At 71.9% G+C, this 24,372-nt stretch carries 24 protein-coding genes; 7 read left to right on the top strand and 17 right to left on the bottom strand.

Features of this window, described 5'->3' with window-relative positions; translation table 11 throughout:
• Positions 1–12: 12 nt before the first annotated feature.
• The 3 genes from BM290_RS08675 to BM290_RS08665 are packed head-to-tail and all read right to left on the bottom strand — an operon-like array spanning position 13 to position 2,872.
• Entirely contained in the window at positions 13–825 is an 813-nt protein-coding gene (locus BM290_RS08675; protein ID WP_093611835.1) for an ABC transporter ATP-binding protein, read from the bottom strand.
• Positions 826–869: 44 nt separating this feature from the next.
• A complete protein-coding gene (locus BM290_RS08670) occupies positions 870–1,916 on the bottom strand; it encodes a FecCD family ABC transporter permease (RefSeq protein WP_093611833.1) in 1,047 nt (348 codons plus the stop codon).
• The gene (locus BM290_RS08665) at positions 1,913–2,872 is read right to left on the bottom strand and encodes a FecCD family ABC transporter permease (protein ID WP_373871005.1); all 960 of its coding nucleotides are present in this window, start codon (positions 2,870–2,872) and stop codon (positions 1,913–1,915) included. Before BM290_RS08665 ends, BM290_RS08670 begins: the two co-directional genes overlap by 4 nt.
• Before the next feature lie 195 nt (positions 2,873–3,067).
• Here BM290_RS08665 and BM290_RS08660 point away from each other — a divergent pair, with 195 nt between their 5' ends.
• Positions 3,068–4,108 carry an ABC transporter substrate-binding protein gene (locus BM290_RS08660; protein WP_093612437.1) on the top strand — a complete coding sequence of 347 codons (1,041 nt, stop codon included), beginning with the start codon at positions 3,068–3,070 and terminating at the stop codon, positions 4,106–4,108.
• Positions 4,109–4,160: 52 nt separating this feature from the next.
• Here the strand turns inward: BM290_RS08660 and BM290_RS08655 are convergent, their stop codons facing one another.
• From BM290_RS08655 to BM290_RS08605, 11 genes are all read right to left on the bottom strand, one after another.
• Positions 4,161–4,796 carry an SRPBCC family protein gene (locus BM290_RS08655; RefSeq protein WP_093611829.1) on the bottom strand — a complete coding sequence of 212 codons (636 nt, stop codon included), beginning with the start codon at positions 4,794–4,796 and terminating at the stop codon, positions 4,161–4,163.
• Positions 4,793–5,161, bottom strand: coding sequence for an ArsR/SmtB family transcription factor (locus tag BM290_RS08650; RefSeq protein WP_093611827.1), 369 nt, complete (start codon positions 5,159–5,161; stop codon positions 4,793–4,795). Before BM290_RS08650 ends, BM290_RS08655 begins: the two co-directional genes overlap by 4 nt.
• Before the next feature lie 103 nt (positions 5,162–5,264).
• A complete protein-coding gene (locus BM290_RS08645) occupies positions 5,265–6,617 on the bottom strand; it encodes a cellulase family glycosylhydrolase (RefSeq protein WP_093611825.1) in 1,353 nt (450 codons plus the stop codon).
• 112 nt (positions 6,618–6,729) lie between these two features.
• Positions 6,730–7,743 carry an ABC transporter ATP-binding protein gene (locus tag BM290_RS08640; protein ID WP_093611823.1) on the bottom strand — a complete coding sequence of 338 codons (1,014 nt, stop codon included), beginning with the start codon at positions 7,741–7,743 and terminating at the stop codon, positions 6,730–6,732.
• Positions 7,740–8,507 (bottom strand): ABC transporter permease, encoded by a 768-nt coding sequence (locus BM290_RS08635; RefSeq protein WP_093611821.1) that lies wholly within the window; start codon positions 8,505–8,507, stop codon positions 7,740–7,742. The genes BM290_RS08640 and BM290_RS08635 overlap by 4 nt, the downstream gene beginning before the upstream one ends.
• Positions 8,495–9,391, bottom strand: coding sequence for an ABC transporter permease (locus tag BM290_RS08630; RefSeq protein ID WP_143133669.1), 897 nt, complete (start codon positions 9,389–9,391; stop codon positions 8,495–8,497). The genes BM290_RS08635 and BM290_RS08630 overlap by 13 nt, the downstream gene beginning before the upstream one ends.
• On the bottom strand, positions 9,384–10,508 hold the full coding sequence (locus BM290_RS08625) for an ABC transporter substrate-binding protein (protein ID WP_093611819.1): 1,125 nt from the start codon (positions 10,506–10,508) through the stop codon (positions 9,384–9,386). Before BM290_RS08625 ends, BM290_RS08630 begins: the two co-directional genes overlap by 8 nt.
• A 273-nt stretch (positions 10,509–10,781) precedes the next feature.
• The gene (locus BM290_RS08620) at positions 10,782–11,177 is read right to left on the bottom strand and encodes an SRPBCC family protein (protein WP_093611817.1); all 396 of its coding nucleotides are present in this window, start codon (positions 11,175–11,177) and stop codon (positions 10,782–10,784) included.
• 88 nt (positions 11,178–11,265) lie between these two features.
• Complete coding sequence (locus BM290_RS08615) at positions 11,266–11,823, bottom strand: hypothetical protein (RefSeq protein WP_093611815.1); 558 nt, start codon at positions 11,821–11,823, stop codon at positions 11,266–11,268.
• A gap of 32 nt (positions 11,824–11,855) precedes the next feature.
• Entirely contained in the window at positions 11,856–12,662 is an 807-nt protein-coding gene (locus tag BM290_RS08610) for a class I SAM-dependent methyltransferase (RefSeq protein ID WP_093611813.1), read from the bottom strand.
• Between the two features lie 45 nt (positions 12,663–12,707).
• Positions 12,708–12,893 carry an antitoxin gene (locus BM290_RS08605; RefSeq protein ID WP_093611811.1) on the bottom strand — a complete coding sequence of 62 codons (186 nt, stop codon included), beginning with the start codon at positions 12,891–12,893 and terminating at the stop codon, positions 12,708–12,710.
• 105 nt (positions 12,894–12,998) lie between these two features.
• Between BM290_RS08605 and BM290_RS08600 the strand changes: the two genes are divergently transcribed.
• Together BM290_RS08600 and BM290_RS08595 are read left to right on the top strand one after the other, a co-directional pair.
• Entirely contained in the window at positions 12,999–14,435 is a 1,437-nt protein-coding gene (locus BM290_RS08600) for an ATP-binding protein (protein ID WP_093611809.1), read from the top strand.
• A 9-nt stretch (positions 14,436–14,444) separates the two neighbouring features.
• Positions 14,445–14,972: a DUF402 domain-containing protein gene (locus BM290_RS08595; RefSeq protein ID WP_093611807.1), complete on the top strand. Its 528-nt coding sequence runs from the start codon at positions 14,445–14,447 to the stop codon at positions 14,970–14,972.
• Positions 14,973–14,987: 15 nt separating this feature from the next.
• Here BM290_RS08595 and BM290_RS08590 read toward each other — a convergent pair whose 3' ends face one another.
• The gene (locus BM290_RS08590; RefSeq protein ID WP_093611805.1) at positions 14,988–16,439 is read right to left on the bottom strand and encodes an XRE family transcriptional regulator; all 1,452 of its coding nucleotides are present in this window, start codon (positions 16,437–16,439) and stop codon (positions 14,988–14,990) included.
• 128 nt (positions 16,440–16,567) lie between these two features.
• Between BM290_RS08590 and aceA the strand changes: the two genes are divergently transcribed.
• On the top strand, positions 16,568–17,851 hold the full coding sequence (aceA, locus tag BM290_RS08585) for an isocitrate lyase (protein ID WP_093611803.1): 1,284 nt from the start codon (positions 16,568–16,570) through the stop codon (positions 17,849–17,851).
• Positions 17,852–17,870: 19 nt separating this feature from the next.
• A complete protein-coding gene (aceB, locus tag BM290_RS08580; RefSeq protein ID WP_093611801.1) occupies positions 17,871–19,496 on the top strand; it encodes a malate synthase A in 1,626 nt (541 codons plus the stop codon).
• 67 nt (positions 19,497–19,563) lie between these two features.
• Here aceB and BM290_RS08575 read toward each other — a convergent pair whose 3' ends face one another.
• Entirely contained in the window at positions 19,564–20,205 is a 642-nt protein-coding gene (locus tag BM290_RS08575) for a VOC family protein (RefSeq protein ID WP_093611799.1), read from the bottom strand.
• A 32-nt stretch (positions 20,206–20,237) separates the two neighbouring features.
• On the opposite strand from BM290_RS08575, the gene BM290_RS08570 reads away from it, so the two are divergent.
• Both BM290_RS08570 and BM290_RS08565 read left to right on the top strand, forming a co-directional pair.
• Positions 20,238–22,514, top strand: a complete 2,277-nt coding sequence (locus BM290_RS08570) for a HEAT repeat domain-containing protein (protein WP_093611797.1) — start codon at positions 20,238–20,240, stop codon at positions 22,512–22,514.
• Positions 22,515–22,586: 72 nt separating this feature from the next.
• On the top strand, positions 22,587–23,906 hold the full coding sequence (locus tag BM290_RS08565; RefSeq protein ID WP_143133668.1) for a hypothetical protein: 1,320 nt from the start codon (positions 22,587–22,589) through the stop codon (positions 23,904–23,906).
• Between the two features lie 112 nt (positions 23,907–24,018).
• On the opposite strand, the gene BM290_RS08560 is transcribed toward BM290_RS08565, so the two are convergent.
• The gene (locus BM290_RS08560; RefSeq protein WP_093611793.1) at positions 24,019–24,345 is read right to left on the bottom strand and encodes a hypothetical protein; all 327 of its coding nucleotides are present in this window, start codon (positions 24,343–24,345) and stop codon (positions 24,019–24,021) included.
• Positions 24,346–24,372 lie beyond the last annotated feature (27 nt).

The following is a 24,372-nucleotide window of genomic DNA, read 5'->3' as shown; positions in this document are numbered from 1 at the left end:
CCTCCCCTATCGTCAGACCGATGCGCTGGTTGAGCGGCGTGCGGCGGGAATCACCAGCGGCGTGCCGGTCTCCGGGTCGTCGATCACCCGGCACGGCAGCCCGAAGACCTCCTCCACCAGCTCGGCGGTGAGCACATCGGAGGGCTGTCCCGACCGGGCCACCCGGCCGGCCCGCATGGCGATCAGGTGGGTGGCGTAACGGGCCGCGTGGTTGAGGTCGTGCAGGACCGCGACGAGGGTACGGCCCTGCCGCTCGTGCAGCTCGGCGCAGAGGTCGAGCACCTCGATCTGGTGCGCGATGTCCAGATAGGTGGTCGGCTCGTCGAGCAGCAGCAGCGGCGTCTGCTGGGCGAGCGCCATGGCCAGCCACACCCGCTGGCGCTGGCCGCCGGAGAGCTCGTCGACCTGCCGGTCGGCCAGGTCGGCCACCCCGGTCGACAGCATCGACTCCTGCACGACCTGCTCGTCCTCGGCCGACCAGCGGCGCAGGATGCTCTGGTGCGGGTAGCGGCCGCGGGCCACCAGCTCGGCCACGGTGATGCCGTCCGGGGCGGTCGACGACTGCGGCAGCAGGCCGAGCGTCCTGGCCACCGTACGGGTCGGCTGCGAGTGCACGTCCCTGCCGTCCAGCAGCACCGTCCCGGCGGCCGGCTTGAGCAGCCGGGACAGCGCCCGCAGCAGTGTCGACTTGCCGCACGCGTTCGGCCCGATGATGACGGTGAACGAGCCGACCGGGATCTCGACGCTGAGATCCTCGGCGATGACCCGCTTGTCGTAGGCGAGCGTCAGCCCGGCGCCGCTGAGCCGGGGCGTGTGACCCGTCATCGTGTCTCCTCGTGCGGTGTCGATGGGAACCCGGGAAACGGCCATCAGATCCGTCCCGCGCGGCGTTCGGTGGTCAGCAGCCAGACCAGGTAGGCGCCGCCGACCAGGCCGGTGACCACGCCGACCGGCAGTGCCCGGTCCTCCAGCAGGTGCTGGGCGATGAAGTCGGCGCCGGTCAGCAGCAGCGCGCCGACGAAGATCGACGGCAGCAGGTTGGGGCCGGGTGCTCGGGTCAGGCGTTTCGCCAGGTGCGGGGCGATCAGCGCGACGAAGTTGACCGGGCCGGCGCTGGCCGCGGCGAACGACACCAGCAGCGCGGCCGCCAGCAGCGACGCGTTGCGCAGCAGCGGCACCGGCACCCCCAGCGCGGACGCCGCGTCGTCGCCCATCTCCAGCATCCGCAGGCCCGGGCCGCAGGCCAGCAGCAGGAACGGCAGGGTGACGCCGAGCACGACGATCATCGGCACGGCCTGGCCCCAGTCGCGCCCGTCGAGGCTGCCGGTGAGCCACAGCAGCGCCCGCGCGTTCTCCATCTGGACGCCGCGGGTCAGCAGATATCCGCTGATGCCGGTGAGGATCGCCGCGAGGCCGATGCCGACCAGGATGAACCGGAACCCGTGCAGCGCCCGCCCGGCGATCAGCTGGATCAGCAGGGTGGCGACCAGGCCGCCGGCGACCGCGGCCACCGACAGCTGGGTGCTGGTGCCGCCGAGGATCACCACGGTCAGCGCCGCGGTGCTGGCGCCGTTGGTGACGCCGAGCATGTCGGGGCTGCCGAGCGGGTTGCGTACCAGCGACTGGAAGACCGCGCCGCCGGCCGCCAGCGCCGCGCCGACCAGCAGCGCGGTGATCAGCCGGGGCAGCCGCAGCTCGCCGATGATGAACTCGTGCGCCGGGTTGCCCTCCCCGAACAGGGTGGTCACCACGTCGGCCGGGGCGATCTCGAAATCGCCGGTGCCGAGGCTGAACACGCTGATCACGAACGCACCGAGCGCGGCGGCGGCGCCGACCACGACGGCCCGGGGCCGCACGCCGACGCGGCTGCCGATCGACCGCGGCCGGGCCGCGGGCTTGTCCAGGACGGTGGTCATCGGGCGGCTCGCACGAGATAGAGGAACAGGGGACCGCCGAGCACCGCGGTGACCGTGCCGACCTGCAGCTCGCCGGGGCTGCCCAGGATCCGGCCGAGCACGTCGGCGCCGAGCAGCAGCACCGGCGCGAGGATCGCCGTGTACGGCAGCAGCCAGCGCAGATCAGGCCCGGTGAACGGGCGGACCATGTGCGGGATGAGCAGCCCGACGAACACGATCGGCCCGCACGCCGCGGTGGCGCTGCCGCAGAGCAGGGTGACCGCCACGATGACCGCGGCCCGGATCACCGCCGGGCGGGCGCCGAGCGCGCGGGCCGCGTCGTCGCCGAGCGACAGCGCGTTCAGCGGCCGGGCCACCAGCAGCCCGGTGAGCAGGCCGGCGGCGAAGAACGGCAGCAGCCGCTCGACGGTGGCGAAGTCGGCGCTGGCCAGCGAGCCCGCCGTCCAGAACTTCATCCGGTCGATGGCCTGCGTGTCGGCGAGCAGCACCGCGGACACATAGGAGAGCAGTGTGGCGTTCAGGGCGGCCCCGGCCAGCGCGAGCCGGGCCGGGGTGGCCGAGCGCCCGCCGCCGACCGCGTACACCATCGCGGTGACGATCGCCGCGCCCGCGAGGGCGAACCACACGTACCCGAAGAAGGTCCCGACGCCGAAGAAGACGGCGGCCGTGGCGACCGCGGCGGAGGCACCCGCGTTGATGCCGAGCAGGCCCGGGTCGGCCAGCGGGTTGCGGGTCAGCGCCTGCATGATCGCGCCGGCCAGGCCGAGCGCCATGCCGACCATCAGGCCCAGCAGCGTCCGCGGGAGCCGCATGTCGTGGACGATCCGGTAGGAGGGCGACGCCGGGTCCCACAGCCCGGCCCAGACCTCGCCGGGGGAGAGGAACCGCGCGCCGAACCCGATGCTCAGCACGACGACCGCGACGAGGACGCCGAGGGCGAGGACCAGGCCGAGCAGGCGTACGGACGACCGCCGTCCCGCCCGTGGCGGCACGGTCTCGCGTACCCCCTGATCAGCAAGGGTGTCGATGGTGGACAGTGCGACTCTCCCGTCCCGGTGTCGTGGATCCTGTTGACGCGCGATCGGTTCGTTAGGTTAGCCTAACCATCGCACGCGGCCGAAGGGCCGGTCGTACCCCAGAAAGACGTGAAGATGAAGTATTCGCAGCTTTCCTTGTCCCGTCGTGGCCTGCTGGCCGCCGGTGGCGCCGCCGGTGTCGGCGCGCTGCTCGCCGCCTGCGGAGGCGACAAGGGCGAGACCGGGTCCCCGGCCGGCTCCGCATCGGCCCCCGCCGCCGGCCCGTGGGCGTTCACCGACGACCAGCCCAAGGACCTCAAGGCCGACAAGACCCCGAAGAAGGTCGTCGCGTTCACCGGCACCGCCGCCGCGCTCGTCGACCTGGGCCTGCAGGACTCCATCGCCGGCGTCTTCGGCGAGACCAAGAAGACCGACGGCACCGCCGAGCCGCAGGCCGGCTCGCTGGACATCAACAAGGTGCAGATCATCGGCAACGCGTGGGGCGAGTTCTCGGTGGAGAAGTACGCCGCCCTCGCGCCCGAGCTGCTGATCACGCACATGTTCGACCCGGGCGCCTACTGGTACATCCCGGACGAGAGCAAGGACCAGATCCTCAAGCTCGCGCCGGTCGCCACCATCACCGTCGGCCGGGTGCCGCTGACCAAGCCGATCGAGCGTTACGCCGAGCTGGCCAAGTCGCTGGGCGCCGACCTGAACGCGCCGAAGGTGGTGGCCGACAAGGCCCGCTTCGAGAAGGCCGCCGCCGACCTGTCCGCCGCCGCCAAGGCCAGCGGTGGCATCAAGGTGCTGGCCGGCTCCGGCGCCGCCGACATCTTCTACGTGTCGAACCCGAAGGTCTCCTCCGACCTGATGTATTTCAAGGAGCTCGGCGTCGACATCATCGTCCCCGAGAAGACCGACGGCGGCGACTACTACGAGTCGCTGAGCTGGGAGAACGCCGACAAGTACCACGCCGACATCATCTTCCTGGACGCCCGCACCGGCACCCTGCAGCCCAACGACCTGGCGTCGAAGCCGGGCTGGAGCGCGCTGCCCGCCGTCAAGGCCAACCAGGTCTTCCCGTGGCAGGCCGTCCCGATCTACTCCTGGGCCGGCTCGGCCCCGCTGCTGGAGGCCCTGACCGCCGCCATCACCAAGTCCAAGAAGCTCGCCTGACGAGACGCCGGGCGCCCCGCGAAGGGCGCCCGGCGGCCGGATCGCCCGAGGATCATTCCTGGCCGGTGTACGCCTTCAGCGTGTTCGCCGCCTGCCGCCGGGCCGTCTCGGGATCGGTGCCGAACGCGATGTCCGCCTCGGTCCACGCGTCGGCGCTGAGCCGCATGAACGTGATGCCGTCCGGCGACATCGCCCACTCCGTCGCGGCCTCGGGGGTGATCGTGGCCGCCGGGTCGTCCAGGTGGTTGGCCAGGCCCCAGAACGCGCCCTCCCAGCCCAGCCCGACGGCTCCCGGACCGTACTGCTCCCAGTGCTCGTCGTCGACGTGCGCCACGTGCTCCAGCGTGAACCGGGTCCGCCCGTCGCCCTCCGGGGTCAGCCGCACCTCGACCCAGCTCACCTGGTCGCCGAACTCCCAGGTGGCGCCGACCGCGTGCGGCTTCTCGCACTTCGTGATCGTGCCGCCGGCGTTGCCCTGGAACTGGTATCTCCCGCCGACCCGCAGGTCACCGGAGATCGGCAGGAACCACCGGGGGATCCGCTCCGGGTCGGTGACCACTTCCCACAGGTCGTCCTGGCCGGTGTCGTAGACCTGGCTGATCGTCATCACCCGGGCCTCACCGGCCTCCAGCACCCGTGTGCCGATGGTCCGCCGTACCCCACTGATCTGCTCTTTGACCTCGATCACCGTGCGCTCCTCGCATCGCTGGTCCCGACGCCCTCGCCGAGTCGCCGAAGGCGTTTGCCGCGGGCCACCTCGGTGGCCATCGCGGACAGGTGCGGCGTCCAGAACCTCCGGAAGGGCGCCAGCCACTCGTCGACCTGCCGCAGCGCGGTGTGGTCGACCGCGTAGAGACGGCGGGCGCCGTCGGGCCGCACGGTGGCGAAGCCGTTGTCACGCAGCACGCGCAGGTGCTGGGACACGGCCGGCTGGGTGATGCCGAACTCCGCGCGGATGACCGCGGTGACGGCGCCGGAGGTCTGCTCGCCCTCGGCGAGCAGCTCGAGGATCCGGCGCCGGACCGGATCACCGAGTACGTCGAACGCATGCACGAGCGGAACCCTATCAGAAGCAGCTTATATAAGTGTGCTGTTTTGAAATAGACCGCCGGGCCCGCCCGGTGGAAGGGAGGCGGGCCCGGCGGAGTTCGCGGGGTCAGGCGCGGATGCGGTTGCGCACCAGAGCGCCGGACTCGGTGAGCGAGCCGGTGCCGGAGAAGCTCCCGGCGTTGCAGGTGCCCGGCTTGAAGGCGGCGCTGCCCTCGCTCGCGTCCGAGTACGTCCAGTTGGCATACCCGATCTTGAGCCGGTCGAGCAGGTCGAACCAGGCGTTGCTGCCGGCCACGTCGACAGCGCCGTCGCCGGTGTAGGTCACCGTGCCGAACTCGGTCACGAACAGCGGCAGCGAAGCCGCGGCCCGCTCCACCTCGGCGCGGTAGTTGTCCTTGTGCGAGGCCGCGTAGTAGTGGAAGGCGTACATCACGTTGGAGGCGCTGACCGGGTTGTTCACGATCTCCGAGGAGTTCGAGCCCTCCGAGACGCCCAGCGACGACCAGCCGCGGGTGCCGACGATCACGACGCCGTCCGGGTCGTTCCCCCGGATCACCGGGATGACCTGGTCGGCGTAGTTCTTGATCTGCGCCCAGCTCACGCCGTTCGGCTCGTTGGCGATCTCGTAGATGACGTTCTTCTTGTTCGCGTGCCGGGCCGACACCTGGGCGAAGAAGGTCTTGGCCCGCTCCAGGTTGTACGCGGGATCGCCCGGCGTGAGGATGTGGAAGTCGATCAGCGCGTACATCCCGCGCTCGGTGGCCTCCTCGACCAGGTTGTTCACCCGGTTGGTGAACCCGGCCGGGTCGGTCTCGTAACCCTGCTCCTGCACGTACATCGAGATCCGCAGCAGGTCCGCGCTCCACTCCTTGGCGAGCACGTCGAGCGAGGCGTCGGTGTAGCAGTTCGGGAACCACTGCAGGCCGTGTGTGCTCATGCCCTTGAGCTGGACCGCCTGGCCGCTCTCGTTGCAGAGCTTGGTGCCGCAGACGCGCAGCTGCCCGTTCACCTGGACCGGTGTGCCGCCGCCTGCCGGGGGAGTGGAAACGGAGGGCGACGGGTTCGTCGTTCCGGTGCATGCCTGCCCGTTGACCAGGCAACCCGTCGGGCGGCCGGTCCCGTTGACGATGAGGCCGAAGCTGGTGGAGGCCCCGGCCGCGATCGTCGCGTTCCAGCCGGCCGGCGTGAACGTCCAGGTGCTGCCGCTGCCGGCCTGCGTCGCGTTCCACGACTGGCTCACCGTCGTGCCGGCCGGGAAGGTCAGCTCGACCTTCCACGTGGAGATCGGCGACGACGTGTTGTTGTTGACGGTGACCTGGGCCTGGTAGCCGTTGTTCCACGTGCTCTGCACGGCGAACGCCGCCGTCTCCGCGCTGGCGGGGAGCGCGAAGAAGGCGGCGGTCGATGCCGCGGCCACGGCGAGTACCGTGGTCAGGACCGTTGCTGTCCGGCGTTTCACGAAAGCATCACCTCGGGGATGGGTGCGGGCTGCCGTGGGGGCCGGCAGTGGGGGAACCCGCCCTGGGAGCGCTCCCAGGAACCCCGACTGTAACGCCTGCGTTAATCGGCGTCTATTCCAGAGCGACCGCCATCGGCTGGATCGTTACCCGGACCCCGGTCCCCGGGGTGAGTTCCGCCAGCCGTCCGCTCGGCACCTGGGCGATCACCAGGTGGTCCCCGACGGCCACCGTGACCCGGCTCGTCGGGCCGAGGAAACTGCTGGTCAGCACCTTCGCGGCAGACTCCGGGTCGGGCGTCACCTCGACCGTCTCGGGCCGGACCAGCGCGGTCACCGCGCCGCCGGAGTGCGGGCTCACCAACGGCAGCCGGTTGCCGAGCACCTCGACCACATCGCCGGACACCGTTCCCGGCAGCCGGTTGCTGGTCCCGACGAAATCGGCGACGAACGCGGTCGCCGGCCGCAGGTACACCTCCGACGGGGTGGCCAGCTGCTCCAGCCGCCCGGCCCGCATCACCCCGACCCGGTCGGCGATCGCGAGCGCCTCCTCCTGGTCGTGGGTGACGAAGAGGGTGGTGGTGCCGACCTCGGTCTGGATCCGCCGGATCTCGTCGCGCAACTGCACCCGGACCTTGGCGTCCAGCGCCGACAGCGGCTCGTCGAGCAGCAGCACCTGCGGCTCGATCGCGAGCGCGCGGGCCAGGGCGACCCGCTGCTGCTGGCCCCCGGAGAGCTGGTGCGGGTACCGTTTCGCGAAATCGGCCAGGCCCACCAGGTCCAGCATCTCGGTGGCCCTCGTCACCGCACCGCGGCGCAGGCGCAGGCCGAACTCGACGTTCTGCAGCGCGTCGAGGTGCGGGAAGAGGCTGTACGCCTGGAACACCATGCCCATGCCGCGACGGTTGGCCGGCACCCGGGTGATGTCCTTGCCACCGACCAGGACCCGGCCCGCGGTGGCCTCCTCCAGCCCGGCCAGGATCCGCAGCGCGGTGGTCTTGCCGCAGCCGGACGGCCCGAGCAGCGCGATCAGCTCGCCCGGCTCGATCGACAGGTCCAGGTCGTCGAGGGCGTGCACGCTGCCGAACGTGCGGCGCAGCCCGTCGAGATGTACGGCGACGCCGGTCATGACGCCTTTCCTTTCCGGGAGTTGCCCGCCAGGGAGAGCACGAGCAGGAGCACGAAGGCGAGCAGGAGCGCGGCCAGCGACACCGCCACCGACACCCCGGCGCTGCTCTTGCCCAGGAACTCGATGGCGACCTGCAGGTTGGTGCGGTGCAGCAGCGACGCGATGGTGAACTCGCCGAGCACCAGCGCCACGGTCAGGAACGCGGCGGACAGCACCGCCGAGCGGATGTTCGGCAGCACCACCCGCACGATCACGGTGAACCAGCCGGCCCCCAGACTGCGGGCGGCCTCGGCGAGGGTCTTCACGTCGATCGCGGACAGGCCGGCGTCGATCGCGCGGTACGCGTACGGCAGCACCAGGATCGTGTAGGCGAACACCAGCGTCAGCGACGAGCCGCCGATGAGGTAGTTGACCCAGGCGTACACCGGGGCCAGGCCGACCACCAGCACGATCGCCGGGATGGTCAGCGGCAGCAGGCAGAGGAACTCGACGAGCCGCCGCAGCCGGGGCAGCCGCAGCCGGACCCAGACCGCGGTCGGCACCAGCAGCGCCAGCATCAGCAGCGAGGTGAGCGCCGCCTGGGCCAGCGAGGCCACGATGCCCTCGGTCAGGGCCGGGTACTCCGAGCTGAGCCGCGGCCAGTCCAGCAGCAGCGGCCAGGTCTTCGGGTCGCGGGTGCTGAACTCGACCATGGCGACCAGCGGCAGCAGGAAGAACACGCCCATCACCGACAGGACGGTCCAGCGGAAGATCACCCGAGCCATTTGGCGGTCCTCTTCTGCAGCAGCGAGTAGAGGGCCATCACCACGGCCACCACGACCACCATGCCGAGCGCCATGGCCTTGCCCAGGTTGGCCTGGCCGAGCACGACCTCGCTGGTCAGGGCGCCGCGGATCTGCAGCGGGACGATCGGGCCGCCCTGGCTGACCAGGGCGGCGGCGGTCGCGTACGCGGAGAAGGCGTTGGCGAACAGCAGCAGCGTCGAACCGAGGAACGCGGGGGCGAGCAGGGGGCCGGCCACCCGGGTCCAGTACTGCCAGGTGTTGCCGCCGAGGCTGACGTGCGCCTCGCGCCACTGCGGGCGGATGCCGTCCAGCGCGGGCAGGAAGACGATCACCATGAGGGGGATCTGGAAGTACGTGTAGACCAGCGTCAGCCCGGGCAGCTCGAAGAGCCAGACCCCGTTCGCGTACGGGTCGAGCCCGTGCTCCTGCAGCCACAGCGTCACGAAGCCGGACAACCCGATCGTCGCCAGGAACGCGAAGGCGAGCGTGACCCCGCCGAACTGGGCCAGCACCCCGGCGGCCGCGGTGACCAGCCGGCGCAGCAGCCCGTCCGGTTTCGCGGTGACCAGCGCGTACGCCAGCAGCGCCCCGAGCACCGCGCCGATCAGCGCACTGGACGCGGAGAGCGTGATGCTGCGGCCGAACGCGTCGAGGATGTAGTCGTCGGTGAGGGCACGGACGTTGGCCAGTGTGAAACCGCGGCCGCCGTCGCCGGTGAACGCGCCGATCACCACGGTCAGCGTGGGGATGACCAGGAAGATCGTCACGAAGGCGAAGAACGGGACCGTGCCGAGCAGGGCGGCGCCCCGCAGGCGTGGCCGTGGCGCCACGCGCTGCGGAGCGTCCGCGGCGATCTCAGCCAATGGCCTTGGCCCAGTTCGCGGTCAGGTACTCCTTGGCCTTGGCGCTCTGCGCCTCGGTCGGGATGACGGCGGTGCCCTCGACGGCCGGCAGCGCGGCGAACGCGGTCGCGTCGATGGTGCCGGCCTTCTGCATGGCGTCGGCGCGGACCGGGCGGGCGCCACCCTTGAGCCACAGGTTCTGGCCCTCGTCGGAGTAGAGGAACTCCTGCCAGAGGCGGGCGGCGGCCGGGTGCGGGGCGTCCTTGTTCACGGCCTGCACGTAGTACGAGCCGAGCACGGCCCCGGACGGCACGAACACCTTCCACGTGGCCAGCTTCTTCGACTGGGCGGCGTTCAGGTAGTCCCAGTCGAAGACCACCGGGGTCTGACCGGACTCGATGGTGGCCGAGGTCGGGTCGACGGGCAGGAAGTTGCCGGCCTTCTTCAGGTTGCCGAAGAACTCGACGCCCTTGGTGATGTCGTCGACGGTGCCGCCGTTGGCCAGCGACGCCATCTGCACGCCACCGAACGCCGCGCCGGCCTGGGTCGGGTCGCCGTTGAGCGCGACCTTGCCCTTGTAGTCGGCCTTCAGCAGGTCGGCGACGCTGGTCGGGGCGGGCACCTTGGCGCTGTCGTAGCCGATCGACATGTAGCCGCCGTAGTCGTTGACCCAGGTGCCGTTCGCGTCCTTGAGGGTGTCCGGGATCTCGGCGAACTTCTCCACCTTGTACGGCGCGAACAGCGCGGTGTTCGCGGTCGCCACCGAGACGCCCAGGTCGAACACGTCGGGCGCGGTGTCCTGGCCCTTGAGCTGGGTGGCGGCGTTGATCTCGTCCTGGCTGGAGCCGTCCGGCTGGGCCGAGTTGACCTTGATGCCGTACTTGGCGCCGAAGGCCTTGATGATCTCGCCGTAGTTGGCCCAGTCCGGTGGCAGCGCGATGACGTTGAGCTGCCCCTCCTTCTTGGCCTCGGCGATCAGGGCGTCCAGGCCGCCCAGGTCGGCGGCGCTGGTGGCGGTCCCGGCCTTGCTCGTGGCCGCCTCGGACTTCTTCTCCGGGGGCGAACACGCGCCGGCGAAGGCGACTATCGCGGCGGCCGCGAGGGTGGCGACCGTGGATCGGGCAAGGGTGGTGCGCACTGTGTTCCTCCTTCTGCGGCACCGGCGACCGGTGCGCGCTGGTGGATCATGGGAGTGCCGGGTGGAGGACAGGCGTACGGAAGGAGACCTCGGGGCGAATTCGGCCCTTCCGCCGCAGACGGGGGTTGCCCTGCACTTTTCCATGCGGAGGTGGTGATCGAAAGCAGTCGTTGGCCGACTGTTATACGGCGTGCCCACCGATGTGGACGAGGCCGGTGCCGGACGCGCTCAGGACAGCGCCGCGGCCCGGCCGTGGACCCGCGTGGCCTGATGTCAGCGGGCCGACTCCAGCACCTCTTTGAGCCGGGTCAGATCGGCCTGGACCGCCTCGGCGTCCTGCTCGAAGTCCTCGTCGCTCATCCCCGGCTGCCGCCGCAGCGTGAACATGATCTCGGCGCCGTCGCCGTCCGGGATGACCCGCATCGGCGCGTAGACCTCGCCGCCGTCCGGCGGTCGCACCCAGTGGTCGAGCACGCCCAGCTCGTTGTGCGGGGTGAAGACCAGCTCGGCGCCGTCGTCACCGATCCGCCAGCCGCCGTCCTCCCGCGTCACCGACGTGGCCAGGCCGGGCGCCCAGGCGGGCAGGTTCGCCGGGTCGGCGGCGAACGCGTACACGTCACCGGCCGGAACGTCGATGTGCTCGCTGAGGTAGCGCGATGCCGAAGTCACTCCGGCATCGTCGCAGAAAATCCCGGCTCCGGCTGGTTCTCGGAGCTGTCGGACACGCCCCGGGACGGCGCCGGGGCCGGCCGGGGATTCAGGTGCGGCCCCGGCGGCCACGCCGGACGCCTCTCGGCGTGGGGGTGGCCGGGACCAGGTGATCCGGCCAGGTCACCCGCACCGTGCCGGCCGCCTCGAAGTCGGCGGCCAGCTCGGTCAGCAGCTGTGCGGCCTCGGCGATCCGCGCGTCCGGCCAGGGCGGCTCGCCGGTCTCCAGCGCGCCCCACGCCCGGCGGACCAGCGCCGGCGCCTGCTCCGGGATGCCCGTCTCGACGGCGTGGTGCACCATCCCGGCCAGTAGCTCGGCCAGCCCCAGGCTCTGCTTGCAGCCGTCCAGCACCCGTTTGCTGCGGGCCGCCGCGTCGTGGCGCGGCCGCCCGCCGAGCACCCGCATGTTGCTGAAGACGGCGCCCGCCGCGATCGAGCCGAACACCCCGCCGGACATCTCGAAGGTCCGCTCGGTGGCGTAGTGCGCCAGATCGTGGGGCACCCGGTACTTCCGGTCGTAGCCGGGCAGCTGGAGCACCACACCGTCGCCGCGGTGCATCGTGGCGACCGTGGAACCGGTGGTGCTGTGTGCGAACACGACCAGCATGCGCACATCCTGCCACCGTGTTCACGGCGATGTCATCGTCCGCCCGGGGTGATCGCCACGGCCATCAGGTGGGCGCTCGCCGCGAGCACGTCCGCCTCGGTGCTGTAGAGCCGGGCCAGGGCCAGCGCGCCGTCGAGGACCACCCGCTCGTTCGGGGTGCCGGCCGCGGCGTCCGCCGCCGGCCACGCGGGACCCTCGATGCCGTGCACGGTGACCCCGGGCAACCCGGCCTCCCGGAACTCGCCGGCCAGTTCGGACACCCGATGGAAGTACGCGTGCGTGAACCCGAGCCCCGGATGGTTGTGCCCGGTCGCGAGGATCTGCTCGGCCTCCGCATACAGCCGGTCGGAGGTGAACCGGCCGGTCGCCGCGAAATCCAGCGGCCCCGCGAACCGGGAGATCGCCGCCGCCAGCACCACCCCGCCGGGCCGTGTCACCCGGGCGGCCTCGCGCAGGGCCCGCAGCCGGTCCGCCCGGTCCAGCAGGTGGTAGAGCGGCCCGAGCAGCAGCGTCGCGTCCCAGGAGTGGTCGTCGGCGGGCAGCGCCCGGGCGTCGCCGACGACCGCGTCGACCGGCGGCTGCCCGGCCCGCGCCTGCGCGACGTGGGCCGGCACCAGGTCGACGAGCCGGACCCGGTAGCCGGCGGCGAGCAGCGGGCGGGCATACGTCCCCGGCCCGCCGCCGACGTCCAGGATCGAGGCCGGCGCCGGCGGCAGGTGCTGCTCCAGCAGCTCCCGGGTGCGGATCCGCTCCAGCTGGAACGACGCCCGCCGGTCCAGGCGCCCCGCCTCGTCGTAGCCGGTGTAGAAGTCGACTATCTCGCCCGTGGTCTGGTCCATCGTGGAATCGTCGCCGGTCCTCGCCCGGCCGGACCAGCGGTTTTCTCAGCCCGGCAGGGTGTCGCCCTGGCCGGTGCGCTTCTGCGCCTCGTCGACGCCCCGGTCGATGTGCTCGGAGTACTTGTTGCCGGTGCGCTCGTCGATCTGGTCGCCGCCCTTCTCCAGCGCCTGGTCGACCTGCTCGTCGTGCTGGTCGGCGAAGTCCTTGGCCTTGCTCAGGAAATCACTCATGCCAGGCCGTTTTCCCGCTCACGACCCGGGCAAACTGCCGGACATGCGATCGCGTGTCACGCTGGGGGAGTACGTCCGGCACCCGACATCGGCGGGAGACGACAGATGACCGACTCCGGCTCCACCCGGCCGCACAGCGAGACCTTCGAGCACGCCGGGGCGACCGTCGAGCTGGTCGACGCTGGCACGCTGCTCGCCGCCGCCCGGGTCAACCCGGTCGATCTGCTGCACCAGGCCGCGTGGCCGGAGCCGGTGCACCGGGTCGAGGTGACCGTCGACGGCACCGGCGGCGCCGAGCACGTCTTCACCGCCCGCATCGTCACCCTCGACTCACCGGCCGCCACCCGGCAGCGGATGCGCGGCATCGTGCTCGACATCGACCCGCTCGGTCGTCTCCTGGCCCGCCGGATCGCCGCCGGGGACCAGGTGGTGACCCGCATCGTCGACGGCGTGGGGATGGCCGCGGCTGTCGCGTACCGCAGCCTGGGTCTGGAAAAGCCGGTGGACCGCGAACCGGGACTGCTCGCCGACACCGACGCCGGCATCGAGGCGACGGTGACCTACGACGCCGGTGTCGCCCGCCTGAAGTCGCGGATCCCGCGCGACGCCGTCGGCGTCGCCCACCTGCGCGCCTTCGTCACCCTCACCCTGCAGGCCGTCGCCGACATCGCCGGGCCCGGGTCGCTGACCGGCCGCCGCTACGTGGTCGGGCGCCGGGCCGGCACGCCCGCCACCACCGGGTCGGTCACCCTCGACATGGTCGGCGGCCTCGCCGGCGTCGTCGCCGAGCTGCGCCAGATAGCCGTCTCCTTCCGGCATCCCGAGGCGATGGCACGGTGGGGGGCCCGTCGCCCGCAGGGCCTGCTGATGTACGGGCCACCCGGCACCGGCAAGACCATGCTGTCCCGCGCGCTCGCCAACGAGATCGGCGCCGACTTCCGGGAGATCCGCACCCCGGAGATCCTCGACAAGTACCTGGGCGGCTCGGAACGCAACATCAAGCAGATCTTCCGGGACGCCCGCCGGTACCGGACGCCGACGCTGATGCTGTTCGACGAGTTCGACTCGATCGTCAGCTACGCCGGGGCGGGCGGGGACGCGGCGAGCCAGGCCCTCAACGCGGTCGCCGGGATCTTCAAGCAGGAGATGAACGACCTGATCGAGGAGAACCCGAACGTCATCGTGGTGGCCACCACCAACTTCCCGCACCGGGTCGACGAGTCGCTGATCCGTTCCGGTCGCTTCGACGTCAAGATCAGTGTCCCGAAGCCGGACGAGACGTCCCGCGCCGAGATCTTCCGCAAGATGATCCGCGGCCTGATCAGCGCTCACGAGACGCCCGGTTTCCGGATGTTCGCCGACGACCTCGACCTGACCGCCCTCGGGGTGGCCAGCACCGGCATGACCGGCGCCGACATCAAGGAGGTGCTGCGGCGGGTCCAGCTGGCCAAGGCCATGCAGGACGCCCGCGGCGCCGCCGTCACCCCGATCTCCCAGGAGGACCTGCTGACCGCCGTCCGGGCGCTCCGCGGCGGATCCTAGGGTGGACGGATGGCGATCATCGACCCGGCGTCCGCTCCGACCGGTGAGGTCCGGTTCACCAAGTGGGGTGGGCTGCGGCACTGGGAGTGCGATCTGGAGCCGCTCGGTGCGGACGAGCACGGCCTGTGGCTGGGCGGGCGCGCCGGGATCAGCATGCGCCGCGGTGACGGCGAGATGTTCCCGCAGCTGCACGACTTCGTGATGCTGGTGCCGGTGTCCGGCAACTGGATCGCCTCGGTCAACGCCCCGTCGGCGGCGTCGTCGATCGCCGTCTACATCGACATCACCGACCGGCCGCGGGTCGTCGACGGCGTGGTGCGCGCCGTCGACCTGGACCTGGACGTGATCCGGCGATGGGACGGCTCGGTGGCGGTGCTCGACGAGGACGAGTTCGCCGAGCACCAGATCCGGTACGGCTACCCGCCGGAGGTGATCGCCGAGGCCCGCGCCACCTGCGACGATCTGTTCGCCCGGCTGTCGTCGGCCGTCCAGCCGTTCGAGTCGGCGGCCCGGCGCAGGCTGGACACCTACCTCTGAAAGCCGGTATGGCTGCTATGCGCGGCGCTCCAGGAAGTCGTAGACGTCCCGGTTGTCGACACCGGGGAACGTGCCCGGGGGCAGCGCCGCCAGCAGGTGCGAGTGGACACGGGCACTCGGCCAGGCGTTGCCCGCCCACCGGTCGACGAGCACGGCCGGTGGGCGCCGGCAGCAGTCCGGGTCGGGGCAGTGCGAGACGGTCCGTCCCGGGACGTCGCCGCCGCGGAACCAGCGGGCATGCTCGTACGGCGTGCCGACGGTCACCGAGAACAGCCCGGAGCTGGTCGACTCGACGTGGACGGTGCACCAGTACGTGCCCGCTGTCGTGTCGGTGAACTGGTAGAACGACGAATACGGGTCCTCGGCCTCGAAGACCGTGCGCGACGCCCACTTGCGGCACACCGGCTGGCCCTCGATCGCGCCGGTCACGTCAGACGGGAAACGGACGTTGTCGTTCTCGTACGCCTTGTAGACGATCCCGGTCTCGTGGACGCGCGCGAAGTGCACCGGGATCCCGAAGTGGTGCGTGGCCAGGTTGGTGAACCGGTGGGCGGCCGTCTCGTAGGACACCCCGAACGCGTCCCGGAAGTCGTCGATGGCCAGCGCCCGGTCGGCTTTCGCCTCGGCCAGGAAGCCGACGGCGAACTTCTCCGGCATGAGCAGCGCCGCCGCGAAGTAGTTGACCTCGACCCGCTGCCGCAGGAAGTCGCCGTAGTCGGACGGGTCGTTGTGCCCGAGGACGAAGTGCCCGAGCGTCTGCAGCACCACCGCCCGCGGGTCGTGCCCCTTGCCGCTGGCCACCTGGGGGAGGAAGATCCGGCGATTTTTCAGGTCGGTCACCGAGCGGGTGGAGGCGGGCAGGTCGTTGACGTAGTGCAGGCTGAACCCGATCTGTGCCGCGATGTCGAGGATCCCGCGCTGGGACAGCGGGCCGGTCGTGTGCCGTACCGACTGAAGGACCTTGGCGGCGGCCGCCTCGATCTCGGCGAAGTAGTTGTCGCGCCGCCGCATGTCGGCGCGCAGTTGCGCGTTGGCGCGCCGCGCCACCTCGGGGGTCGCGGTCTGCTCGGTGAGCACCCGGTTGAGCTCGCGGTGCATGCCGATCAGCGACTCGAGGGCGTCGGCGGGCAGCCGCCGCCCGGCTTTGACGACCGGCAGGCCGAGCGCCTGGTAGGCGGGATTCTGCTGGAAGTGGGCCAGCTCGATCTCCAGGCCGGCGCGTCGGCTCGGCGCCTCCGGGCGGAGAAGATCCTGCAGGGGTACGCCCAGCGCGCCCGCGATCGCCTGGAGCACCGACAGTTTCGGCTCCCGCTTGCCGTTCTCGATGAGCGACAGCTGCGACGGCGCCCGTCCGACCGCGTCGCTGAGCTGGTCGAGGGTCAGGCCGCGGGTGCGCCGCAGGTGCCGGAGGCGCTGCCCCAGGGTGACGAGATCGACCGAGGGCTCTGGGGAAGGTGAAGCGGTCACGGGTTTGACCCTAACAGAATTTCTGCGTTTCTTTCCTCAAGAAGGGCCTTCAGCGGGGCTGGTGGGATCCCTGAGAGTGAAGTTCTTCCACACGGAAGAACGCGACAGGGCAGGAAAGGATTCTTCTGATGACTGAGAACCAGAACCGTGGCGGTACCGCTGAGGACCTCACTCGGGAATGGGCTGACAACCCCCGCTGGGCCGGCATCAAGCGTGACTACACCGCGCAGGATGTCGTGCGGCTGCGGGGCACCCTGCAGGAGCGGCACACCCTGGCCGAGCGCGGCGCCGCGAAGCTGTGGGAGCTGCTGCACACCGAGGACTACATCAACGCCCTCGGCTCGCTGACCGGTGGGCAGGCGACCCAGATGGTGCGCGCCGGCCTCAAGGCCATCTACCTGTCCGGCTGGCAGGTCGCGGCCGACGCGAACCTCTCCGGCCACACCTACCCCGACCAGTCGCTCTACCCGGCGAACTCGGTGCCCGCCGTGGTCCGCCGGATCAACAACGCGCTGCTGCGCGCCGACCAGATCGACACCTCCAACGGCCGGTACGAGCGCGACTGGTTCGCCCCGATCGTCGCCGACGCGGAAGCCGGCTTCGGTGGCCCGCTCAACGCGTTCGAGCTGATGAAGGGCATGATCGCGGCCGGCGCCGCCGGTGTGCACTGGGAGGACCAGCTCGCCAGCGAGAAGAAGTGCGGCCACCTCGGCGGCAAGGTGCTCATCCCCACCCAGCAGCACATCCGCACGCTGAACGCGGCGCGCCTCGCGGCCGACGTCGCCGGTGTGCCGACGCTGGTCATCGCCCGTACCGACGCCCTCGCGGCCGACCTGCTCACCACCGACGTCGACCCCCGTGACCAGCCGTTCGTCACCGGCGAGCGCACCTCCGAGGGCTTCTTCCGGGTGCGGCCGGGCGACGACGCGGCGATCGCCCGGGGCATCGCCTACGCCGACTACGCCGACATGCTCTGGGTGGAGACCGGCAAGCCGGACCTCGACTTCGCCCGCAAGTTCGCCGAGGCCGTGCACGCCAAGCACCCGGGCAAGCTGCTGTCGTACAACTGCTCGCCGTCGTTCAACTGGAAGAAGAACCTCGACGACGACACGATCGCGCGCTTCCAGAAGGAGCTCGGCGCGATGGGCTACAAGTTCCAGTTCGTCACGCTGGCCGGCTTCCACGCCCTCAACCACTCCATGTTCGAGCTGGCCAAGGGTTACGCCCAGACCGGCATGAGCGCCTACGTGAAGCTGCAGGAGGCCGAGTTCGCGGCCGAGGCCGACGGCTACACCGCCACCAAGCACCAGGCCGAGGTCGGCACCGGTTACTTCGACGCCGTCTCCACCGCCCTGAACCCGGACAGCTCCACCACGGCGCTGTCCGGTTCCACCGAAGCCGAGCAGTTCTGACCAGGACGGGACAGAGACCATGGGCGCCGAAGAGATCACCATCACCGGTACGACAGCAGGCCGTCACTCCGAGATCCTGACCCCTGAGGCCGTCGAGTTCATCGTGGCGCTCGACCGCGAGTTCGGCGCCCGCCGGGTCCAGCTCCTGGAGCGCCGCCGTCGCCGCCGGGCCACCCGTACCACCGACCTGAACTTCCTCACCTCGACGCAGCACATCCGGGACGACCTGTCCTGGCAGGTCGCCCCGGCCGCCGCCGACCTCACCGACCGGCGGGTCGAGATCACCGGCCCGCCGGAACGCAAGATGACCATCAACGCCCTCAACTCGGGCGCCAAGGTCTGGATGGCCGACTTCGAGGACGCCACGTCGCCCACCTGGGACAACGTGATCCTCGGCCAGCTCAACCTGCGCGACGCGCTGGACGGCACACTCGACTTCACCGCGCCGGACGGCAAGCGGTACGAGGTCGGCGCGCAGGTCCCGACGATCATGGTGCGGCCGCGGGGCTGGCACCTGCCGGAGTGTCACCTGCGCATCGGCGGCCGGGCGGTGTCGGCGTCACTGTTCGATTTCGGTCTCTACCTGTTCCACTGCGGGCAGCGGCAGATCGACCGGGGCAGCGGCCCCTACTTCTACCTGCCGAAGATGGAGTCGCACCTGGAGGCCCGCCTCTGGAACGACGTCTTCGTCTTCGCCCAGGAGTACCTCGGCATCCCGCGCGGGACGATCCGGGCCACCGTCCTGATCGAGACGATCAACGCCGCGTTCGAGATGGAGGAGATCCTCTACGAGCTGCGCGAGCACTCGGCCGGCCTGAACGCGGGCCGCTGGGACTACCTGTTCAGCATGATCAAGAACCGGCCGGACGTGGTCCTGCCCGAGCGTTCGCAGGTCACCATGACCGCGCCGTTCATGCGGGCCTACACCGAGCTGCTGGTCAGGACCTGCCACAAACGCGGCGCCCACGCGATCGGCGGGATGGCCGCGGTCGTGCCCAGCCGTGACCCGGTCGCCGCGAAACGGGCCCTCAACCAGGTCCGTCAGGACAAGCGGCGCGAGGTCGGCGACGGGTTCGACGGATCCTGGGTCGCCCACCCCGGCCTCGTCGAGACCTGCCGCGAGGTGTTCGACCAGTGGCTCGGCGACGAGCCCCACCAGATCGTCCGCAAGCGCGACGACGTCCGGGTCACCGCCGCCGACCTCCTCGACATCAAGGCCGGCGACGTCACCGTCACCGAGGTCGCGCTGCGTACCAACGTCAGCGTGGCGCTGCGCTACATCGCCGCGTGGCTGGGCGGCCGGGGCGCGGTGGCGCTCGGCGGCCTGATGGAGGACGCGGCGACCGCCGAGATCTGCCGGGCCCAGCTCTGGCAGTGGATCTCCTCGGGCACCCCGACCGACTACGGCGTGCCGGTCACGGCCGGCCTGGTCGCCCGGATGCTGCGCGAGGAACTGGACGTGCTCAGCGAGACCGGCGCGCTGGACGAGGAGGCCGCCCGCTGCTTCGGCCAGGCGCGGACCCTGCTCACCGTCCTGCTGTCGGAACGGACCTGCCCGGAGTTCCTCACCCTGCCGGCCTACCTACGGCACCTGTCCGGTGGGGTGGCGGCTCCGGTCACCGATCAGGCTCCTGTCGCGGCCTGATCGGATGAGGGCGGGGCGGCGTGGTCTCGGTCCACGCCGCCCCGCTCGCCGTCACCCCGGCCGGTCGTCACTCGCGGCCCTCCCACGTGCACAGGCACAGGCGATTGCCCTCCGGGTCGGCCAGCACCCAGAAACGCGGGGCGTCGGCATCACTGACCAGCGTCCCACCGGCCTCCAGCGCCGCCGCGATCCGCGGCGCCACCTCGGCCGGCGCGACCCACAGATCCGGGTGCCAGCGCTGCCGCGGCTCCTCGTCACCGGAGCGCTGAAACCAGATCAACGGCACCTTGCCGTACGGGTCGAGCAGGTCACCCTCGGCGTCGCGCGGATAGCCCAGCACCGCCTCCCAGAACCCCAGCTGCTCCGGAAAGCCCGGACTGTCCAGCGCCAGCTCCAGCACGGTCAGCCCGTCCGCGCCTGCACCCACCCCGGCCGCCGCCGCCAGCTCACCGATCGTCGCCGCGAGCCGCAGGTCCCGCCCGGTCACCCGGCCCACGTCGTGGCTGTACAGCCGCACGTCGACATGCGTGTACCGCAGATCCAGGTCCGGATGGTGATCGACCGCCTCGGCCGCCGCGCCGATCGCGTTCACCAGCGCCAGACCGGTCGCGAAGTCCCCGGTCCGCAGCCGGGTACGCAACGCGTTCCGCAGATACACCCACCCACCCGGCGCCCGCGCGGTGATCTCCTGACCGGTCAGCTTCGTCATGACCCCATGCTCGCACCACGTACCGTGATCCGGTGCTGCACGGAATCGACGACATCGACTGGTCCGCGCTCGACGGCGCGTACGGCCCCTGCACCGAGGCCCCGGACATCCTGCGCGGCCTCGCCTCGCCCGATCCGGACGAGGCCGGCGAGGCGATGTACGAGCTCGGCTCCAGCCTCTGGCACCAGGGCACCGTCTACCCCGCGACCGTCGAGGCGATCCCGTACCTGATCGAACTCGCCACCACCGACGGTGTCCACCGCCGCGCCGACCTGCTGCGCATCCTCGGCGACGTGTGCGATCCGACGCTCACCGGCGGCCGCGACCAGCCGCTGGTCCGGGCCGCCGTCGCGGTGCACAGCGGCCCGCTGCTGCCGCTGCTCACCGACGCCGATCCCCGGATCCGGGCGCACGCCGCCTACGCGGCCGCCCACAGTGGCCCGCACACCCTCGACACGCTGCGGGAGCGCTGGGCGGTGGAGGACCATCCAGCGGTACGGGCCGCCGTCCTCGCCGCCCTGGCCCACCTCGAACCGGCCGTCACCGTCCCGCTGCTGTCGGCCGCACTGCACGACCCGTCCCCGAAACTGCGGGCCACCGCCGCCACGGCCCTCGTCAGGTCCGGCGGTTCACTCCCGCCGGACACCCTGGAGCCGGTCGGCGCGGCGCTCGCCGCGGCCGGTGCGGAGGACACCCCGTGGGCCGGCCACCGATCCGCCTGGGACGTCGTCTTCGCCGCCACCGAGCCGGCGGCGGCCGCGGTCCTCGCCGCCCCGCTGGCCCGATCCGCCGATCCGGACGTCCGCAGCCGTCTCCTGCACTCGGTGAACGCCCGCCTCCTCCACTCCCGCTCCTCGGTCGCCGCGCTGTTCCCCCTGGTCGCGCCCCTGCTCGCCGACCCGGACCCGGAGGTCCGCTCGGACGCCGCGGTGGCCGCCCTCGCCGCCGGCCCCGCCGCCGCGCCCGCCGCCGACGGGCTGCTCGACGTGGCCCGGGGCGGAAGCCGCTGCGCGTTGCTCGCCCTCATCCGGCTCGGTCATCCCGGATATCCGGAAGCGCTGGCCGCGGCCTGGGCCGCCGGAAAGATCCACGACGTGCTCAGCGGGGCCGAACCGCCGTTCGATCCGGACGCTCTCGGCGTCATCCGCACGGCGATCACCGGCCCCCGTCCCGGCGCCCCCGCGTCACCGTATTTCGTCGCCGCGTCCTTCTCGGACATCGCCGGCCTGCTCGCCGTGCTGGAGTCGTGGGGCCCGGCCGCCGCGCCCGCGGTCCCCGAGATCGTCGCCCTGCTGAGGAGCCATCCGGCACACGCCGCACGCGCCCTCGGCGCGATCGGCCCGGCCGCGCTGCCGGCGGTCCCGGCGCTCACCGCATCCGCCCTGACCGGCGACGTCCCGGCCGGCCACGCGATCCTGCGCCTGACCGGCGACCCTGCACCTCTCATCACCGCGGCCACCGCCGTCCTGCCCACCGCCCCTCCCGTCTCCGATCCTGCTTGTCGCGCGTCCGTCCCCGCGCCCGCGTCCGGTTCGGGTTCTGTCGCGTCCGTTCACGCTGCCGCTTCCGGGTCTGCTTCGCTCGCGTCCGGTCCGGCTTCGCTCGCGTCCGGTCCGGCTTCGCTCGCGTCCGGTCCGGCTTCGCTCGCGTCCGGTCCGGCTTCGCTCGCGTCCGGTTCTGCTTCTCGCGCGCCCGGTTCTGAGGAGGCCGACTCCTATCGGCTCCTGCGATGGCTGGGGCTGATCGCCGACGCGGGCACCGATGCCGCCGTGCTGGTGTCGGCGCTGATCCGGCTGCTCGACGGGGCGCCGGACGACCAGCCGTTTCGGCGGCGGGTCCGGGTGGCGGCGGCCCGCGCGATCTGGCGGGCCACCGGCGACGCCGAGCTGGTCCTGCCCGCGCTGCGGGAGGTCGTCCGGCGCGGCTCCGCACCGGCCGGCGAGGCCGCCGAACTCCTGGCGGAACTCGGCGCCGGCGAAGACCTCCAGCCGGAACTGCGCAAACTCGTCGGCACCGTCCCCGACGCCCGAGCCGGGGCGGCCCTGGCCCTCCACCGGCTGGGCGTGCCTGCGGAGGAACTGGCCGGCCCGCTGGTCGCGATGGTGCCGGCCGGCGGCCCGACGGCCGGGAAGGCCCTCGACACCCTGGCCCGGATCGGCGCGGTCACCGCGATCCCGGTCCTGGCCGGGCTCGCCGACCGCGACGAGCGGTTCCCGGCCGGTGTCCGGGGCGATGGCTCCTGGGCCGACGAGGCGACCCGCGACCGGATCCGGGCCACGATCACCGCCCTGGAAGCGTGCCGTTCCTAGGCGGCGCATAAGGTTCGGCCTTCGACGGGCGGGGGCATGATGTGGGGCGAAGTGCACGTCTTCCAGGGGCGCATGTTCGTGACGCGGGGGGCGCAGACCACGGGCGTGCACGTGGGGGAGGAGCTGTCCGACGCGGAGCTGGGGGCGGCGATCCTCGAGTTCTACGGCCGGCCCGGCATCGCCGAGGCGGATCGCGGGGAGGCGTGGCGGATGTTCTGCACGGAGGTCGCGGGCGCCCCGGCCGGGCGATACTGGCCGGAGAAGACGGCACGGGTGTTCCGGGAGACCGGCGACAGCGGGACGTGGTGTGTCGTCGCGGGGCACTTCAGTGACCGGGTTCCCGTTCCGGCGGAGCCGGCCGTCGACTTTCCGCAGCGCCTCGGCGCGGTGGTGCGCCGTGAGCTGGCGGCCCTGGCGCCGAACTGGCCCCGTGTCCGCAGCGCGGTGATCATGACCACGGCCACCGGCCGGTGGGTCGTCGTGCCCCACGACCGTGGAACCGTCTCCGGTCCGGCCCATGCCGTCGACGCCGGAGCCGGGCCGCTGCTCACGGCCGTCCGGGCGGCGCTCGCCGACTCCGGCGGGGCGACCATGTCGTGGGCGGACAGCCTCGCAGCGGCGGGCATCGACCCGCACCTGCTCCGCGGTGGCGCCCAGGTGATGTTCGACGAGCTGGCCGACGGCTCGGTACGGCTGGTCGGGGAGGGCAGCGCGGCCAACCGGCCCGTCGGCGAACGCACCTGGACCGGCCGTGCCGACGACCTCGCCGCGGCATGTGCCGAGGCGGGGCGGATGCTCGCCGAACTTCCGGTGGAGCACCTGCCGCCCGGCACCCCGTCCGGCACGAGTTTCGGCATCAAATGCACCTGGCTGGCGGTTCGTGGCACCTCCGTCGAGGAGGTCGCGGCCGCTGTCGGACTGACCGGCGCCCGCCCGGCCGGTTGGGACGAGGGCGTCGCCGCCGCCGACGACGAGCAGGTCTTCGTCACGCCACCGATCGCCGGCTGGATCCTCGTGGTCAACACCGTGCACGTCCACGGCGCGGAGTCGGTGGCGCAGCTCAGCGCGCGGCTCGGCGCCGAGGTGCAGTATTTCGGCAACCACCGCGTCTCCGACTACGCCGAATGGGCGCGCGCCGTCGACGGGCGGCTGGTCCGGCACGTGCTGTGCGGCGAGGGCCTCGAACCTGGCGTGCACGCCGAGGAGGTGGGCGTGCCCACGCCGGTGGAGATCGAGATCGGTTTCTCGGCGACGGATCCGGGTGCCGTGTGGGCCGACGAGGACGACGTCATGCGGGTGGCGGGAGCGTGGAGCATCGACCCGATCACTCTCGACGTGGTCGAGTCGAGCCCGCGCGACGGCCTGCTCGGCCGGTTCGGCGCCGCCGGGTAGGGGCCGGCTCCCGGGCTCGCGTCTCCCCGCGCTCCAGCCCGGCGGTCGCGGTGGAGGCGTCTTGGGTTGCCTGGCTCGCGGGGACGGCCACGGGACCCGGCGTGGCCGTACCTCATCGGGGTTGTGCGGGTTTCGGCTCGGTCGTTTCCAGACGGCCGGCCACCCAGGTGCGCAGGTGGTCGGCCTCGGGGCGGGCCATGCGGTCGGCGACGGCGATCAGGCCGGCCATGAGCGACAGGAGGACGGCGACCGCGGGTATGCCGGCGAGGTGCGGGGCGACCGGCAGTCCGAGAACGTGGGCGCGGGCCGCCATGCCGAGGGGCACGAGCCACAACAGGGCCATGACGAGGACGAAGGCACGGACGGAGGGCAGCCAGCCCAGGCGACCCTCGAGCCGGCTGCCGGCGCCGAGCGGGGCACGGCATCGAGTGTCCGTCATCCCGGCAACCTCGGTGTCCGCCGGGCT

Origin of the sequence: Actinoplanes philippinensis (genome assembly GCF_900113015.1) — a bacterium.
Lineage (GTDB): Bacteria > Actinomycetota > Actinomycetes > Mycobacteriales > Micromonosporaceae > Actinoplanes > Actinoplanes philippinensis.
Note: the sequence above shows the minus strand (reverse complement) of the source record. Positions and strands in the feature narration are given on the sequence as shown.

Excerpts from the sequence above, each read along its gene's own strand:
- BM290_RS08675 (WP_093611835.1), bottom strand. The coding sequence starts at position 825 with ATGACGGGTCACACGCCCCGGCTCAGCGGCGCCGGGCTGACGCTCGCC.
- BM290_RS08670 (WP_093611833.1), bottom strand. The coding sequence starts at position 1,916 with ATGACCACCGTCCTGGACAAGCCCGCGGCCCGGCCGCGGTCGATCGGC.
- BM290_RS08660 (WP_093612437.1), top strand. The coding sequence starts at position 3,068 with ATGAAGTATTCGCAGCTTTCCTTGTCCCGTCGTGGCCTGCTGGCCGCC.
- BM290_RS08640 (WP_093611823.1), bottom strand. The coding sequence starts at position 7,743 with ATGACCGGCGTCGCCGTACATCTCGACGGGCTGCGCCGCACGTTCGGC.
- BM290_RS08635 (WP_093611821.1), bottom strand. The coding sequence starts at position 8,507 with ATGGCTCGGGTGATCTTCCGCTGGACCGTCCTGTCGGTGATGGGCGTG.
- BM290_RS08615 (WP_093611815.1), bottom strand. The coding sequence starts at position 11,823 with ATGCTGGTCGTGTTCGCACACAGCACCACCGGTTCCACGGTCGCCACG.
- BM290_RS08610 (WP_093611813.1), bottom strand. The coding sequence starts at position 12,662 with ATGGACCAGACCACGGGCGAGATAGTCGACTTCTACACCGGCTACGAC.
- BM290_RS08605 (WP_093611811.1), bottom strand. The coding sequence starts at position 12,893 with ATGAGTGATTTCCTGAGCAAGGCCAAGGACTTCGCCGACCAGCACGAC.
- BM290_RS08600 (WP_093611809.1), top strand. The coding sequence starts at position 12,999 with ATGACCGACTCCGGCTCCACCCGGCCGCACAGCGAGACCTTCGAGCAC.
- BM290_RS08595 (WP_093611807.1), top strand. The coding sequence starts at position 14,445 with ATGGCGATCATCGACCCGGCGTCCGCTCCGACCGGTGAGGTCCGGTTC.
- aceA (WP_093611803.1), top strand. The coding sequence starts at position 16,568 with ATGACTGAGAACCAGAACCGTGGCGGTACCGCTGAGGACCTCACTCGG.
- aceB (WP_093611801.1), top strand. The coding sequence starts at position 17,871 with ATGGGCGCCGAAGAGATCACCATCACCGGTACGACAGCAGGCCGTCAC.
- BM290_RS08575 (WP_093611799.1), bottom strand. The coding sequence starts at position 20,205 with ATGACGAAGCTGACCGGTCAGGAGATCACCGCGCGGGCGCCGGGTGGG.
- BM290_RS08565 (WP_143133668.1), top strand. The coding sequence starts at position 22,587 with ATGTTCGTGACGCGGGGGGCGCAGACCACGGGCGTGCACGTGGGGGAG.
- BM290_RS08560 (WP_093611793.1), bottom strand. The coding sequence starts at position 24,345 with ATGACGGACACTCGATGCCGTGCCCCGCTCGGCGCCGGCAGCCGGCTC.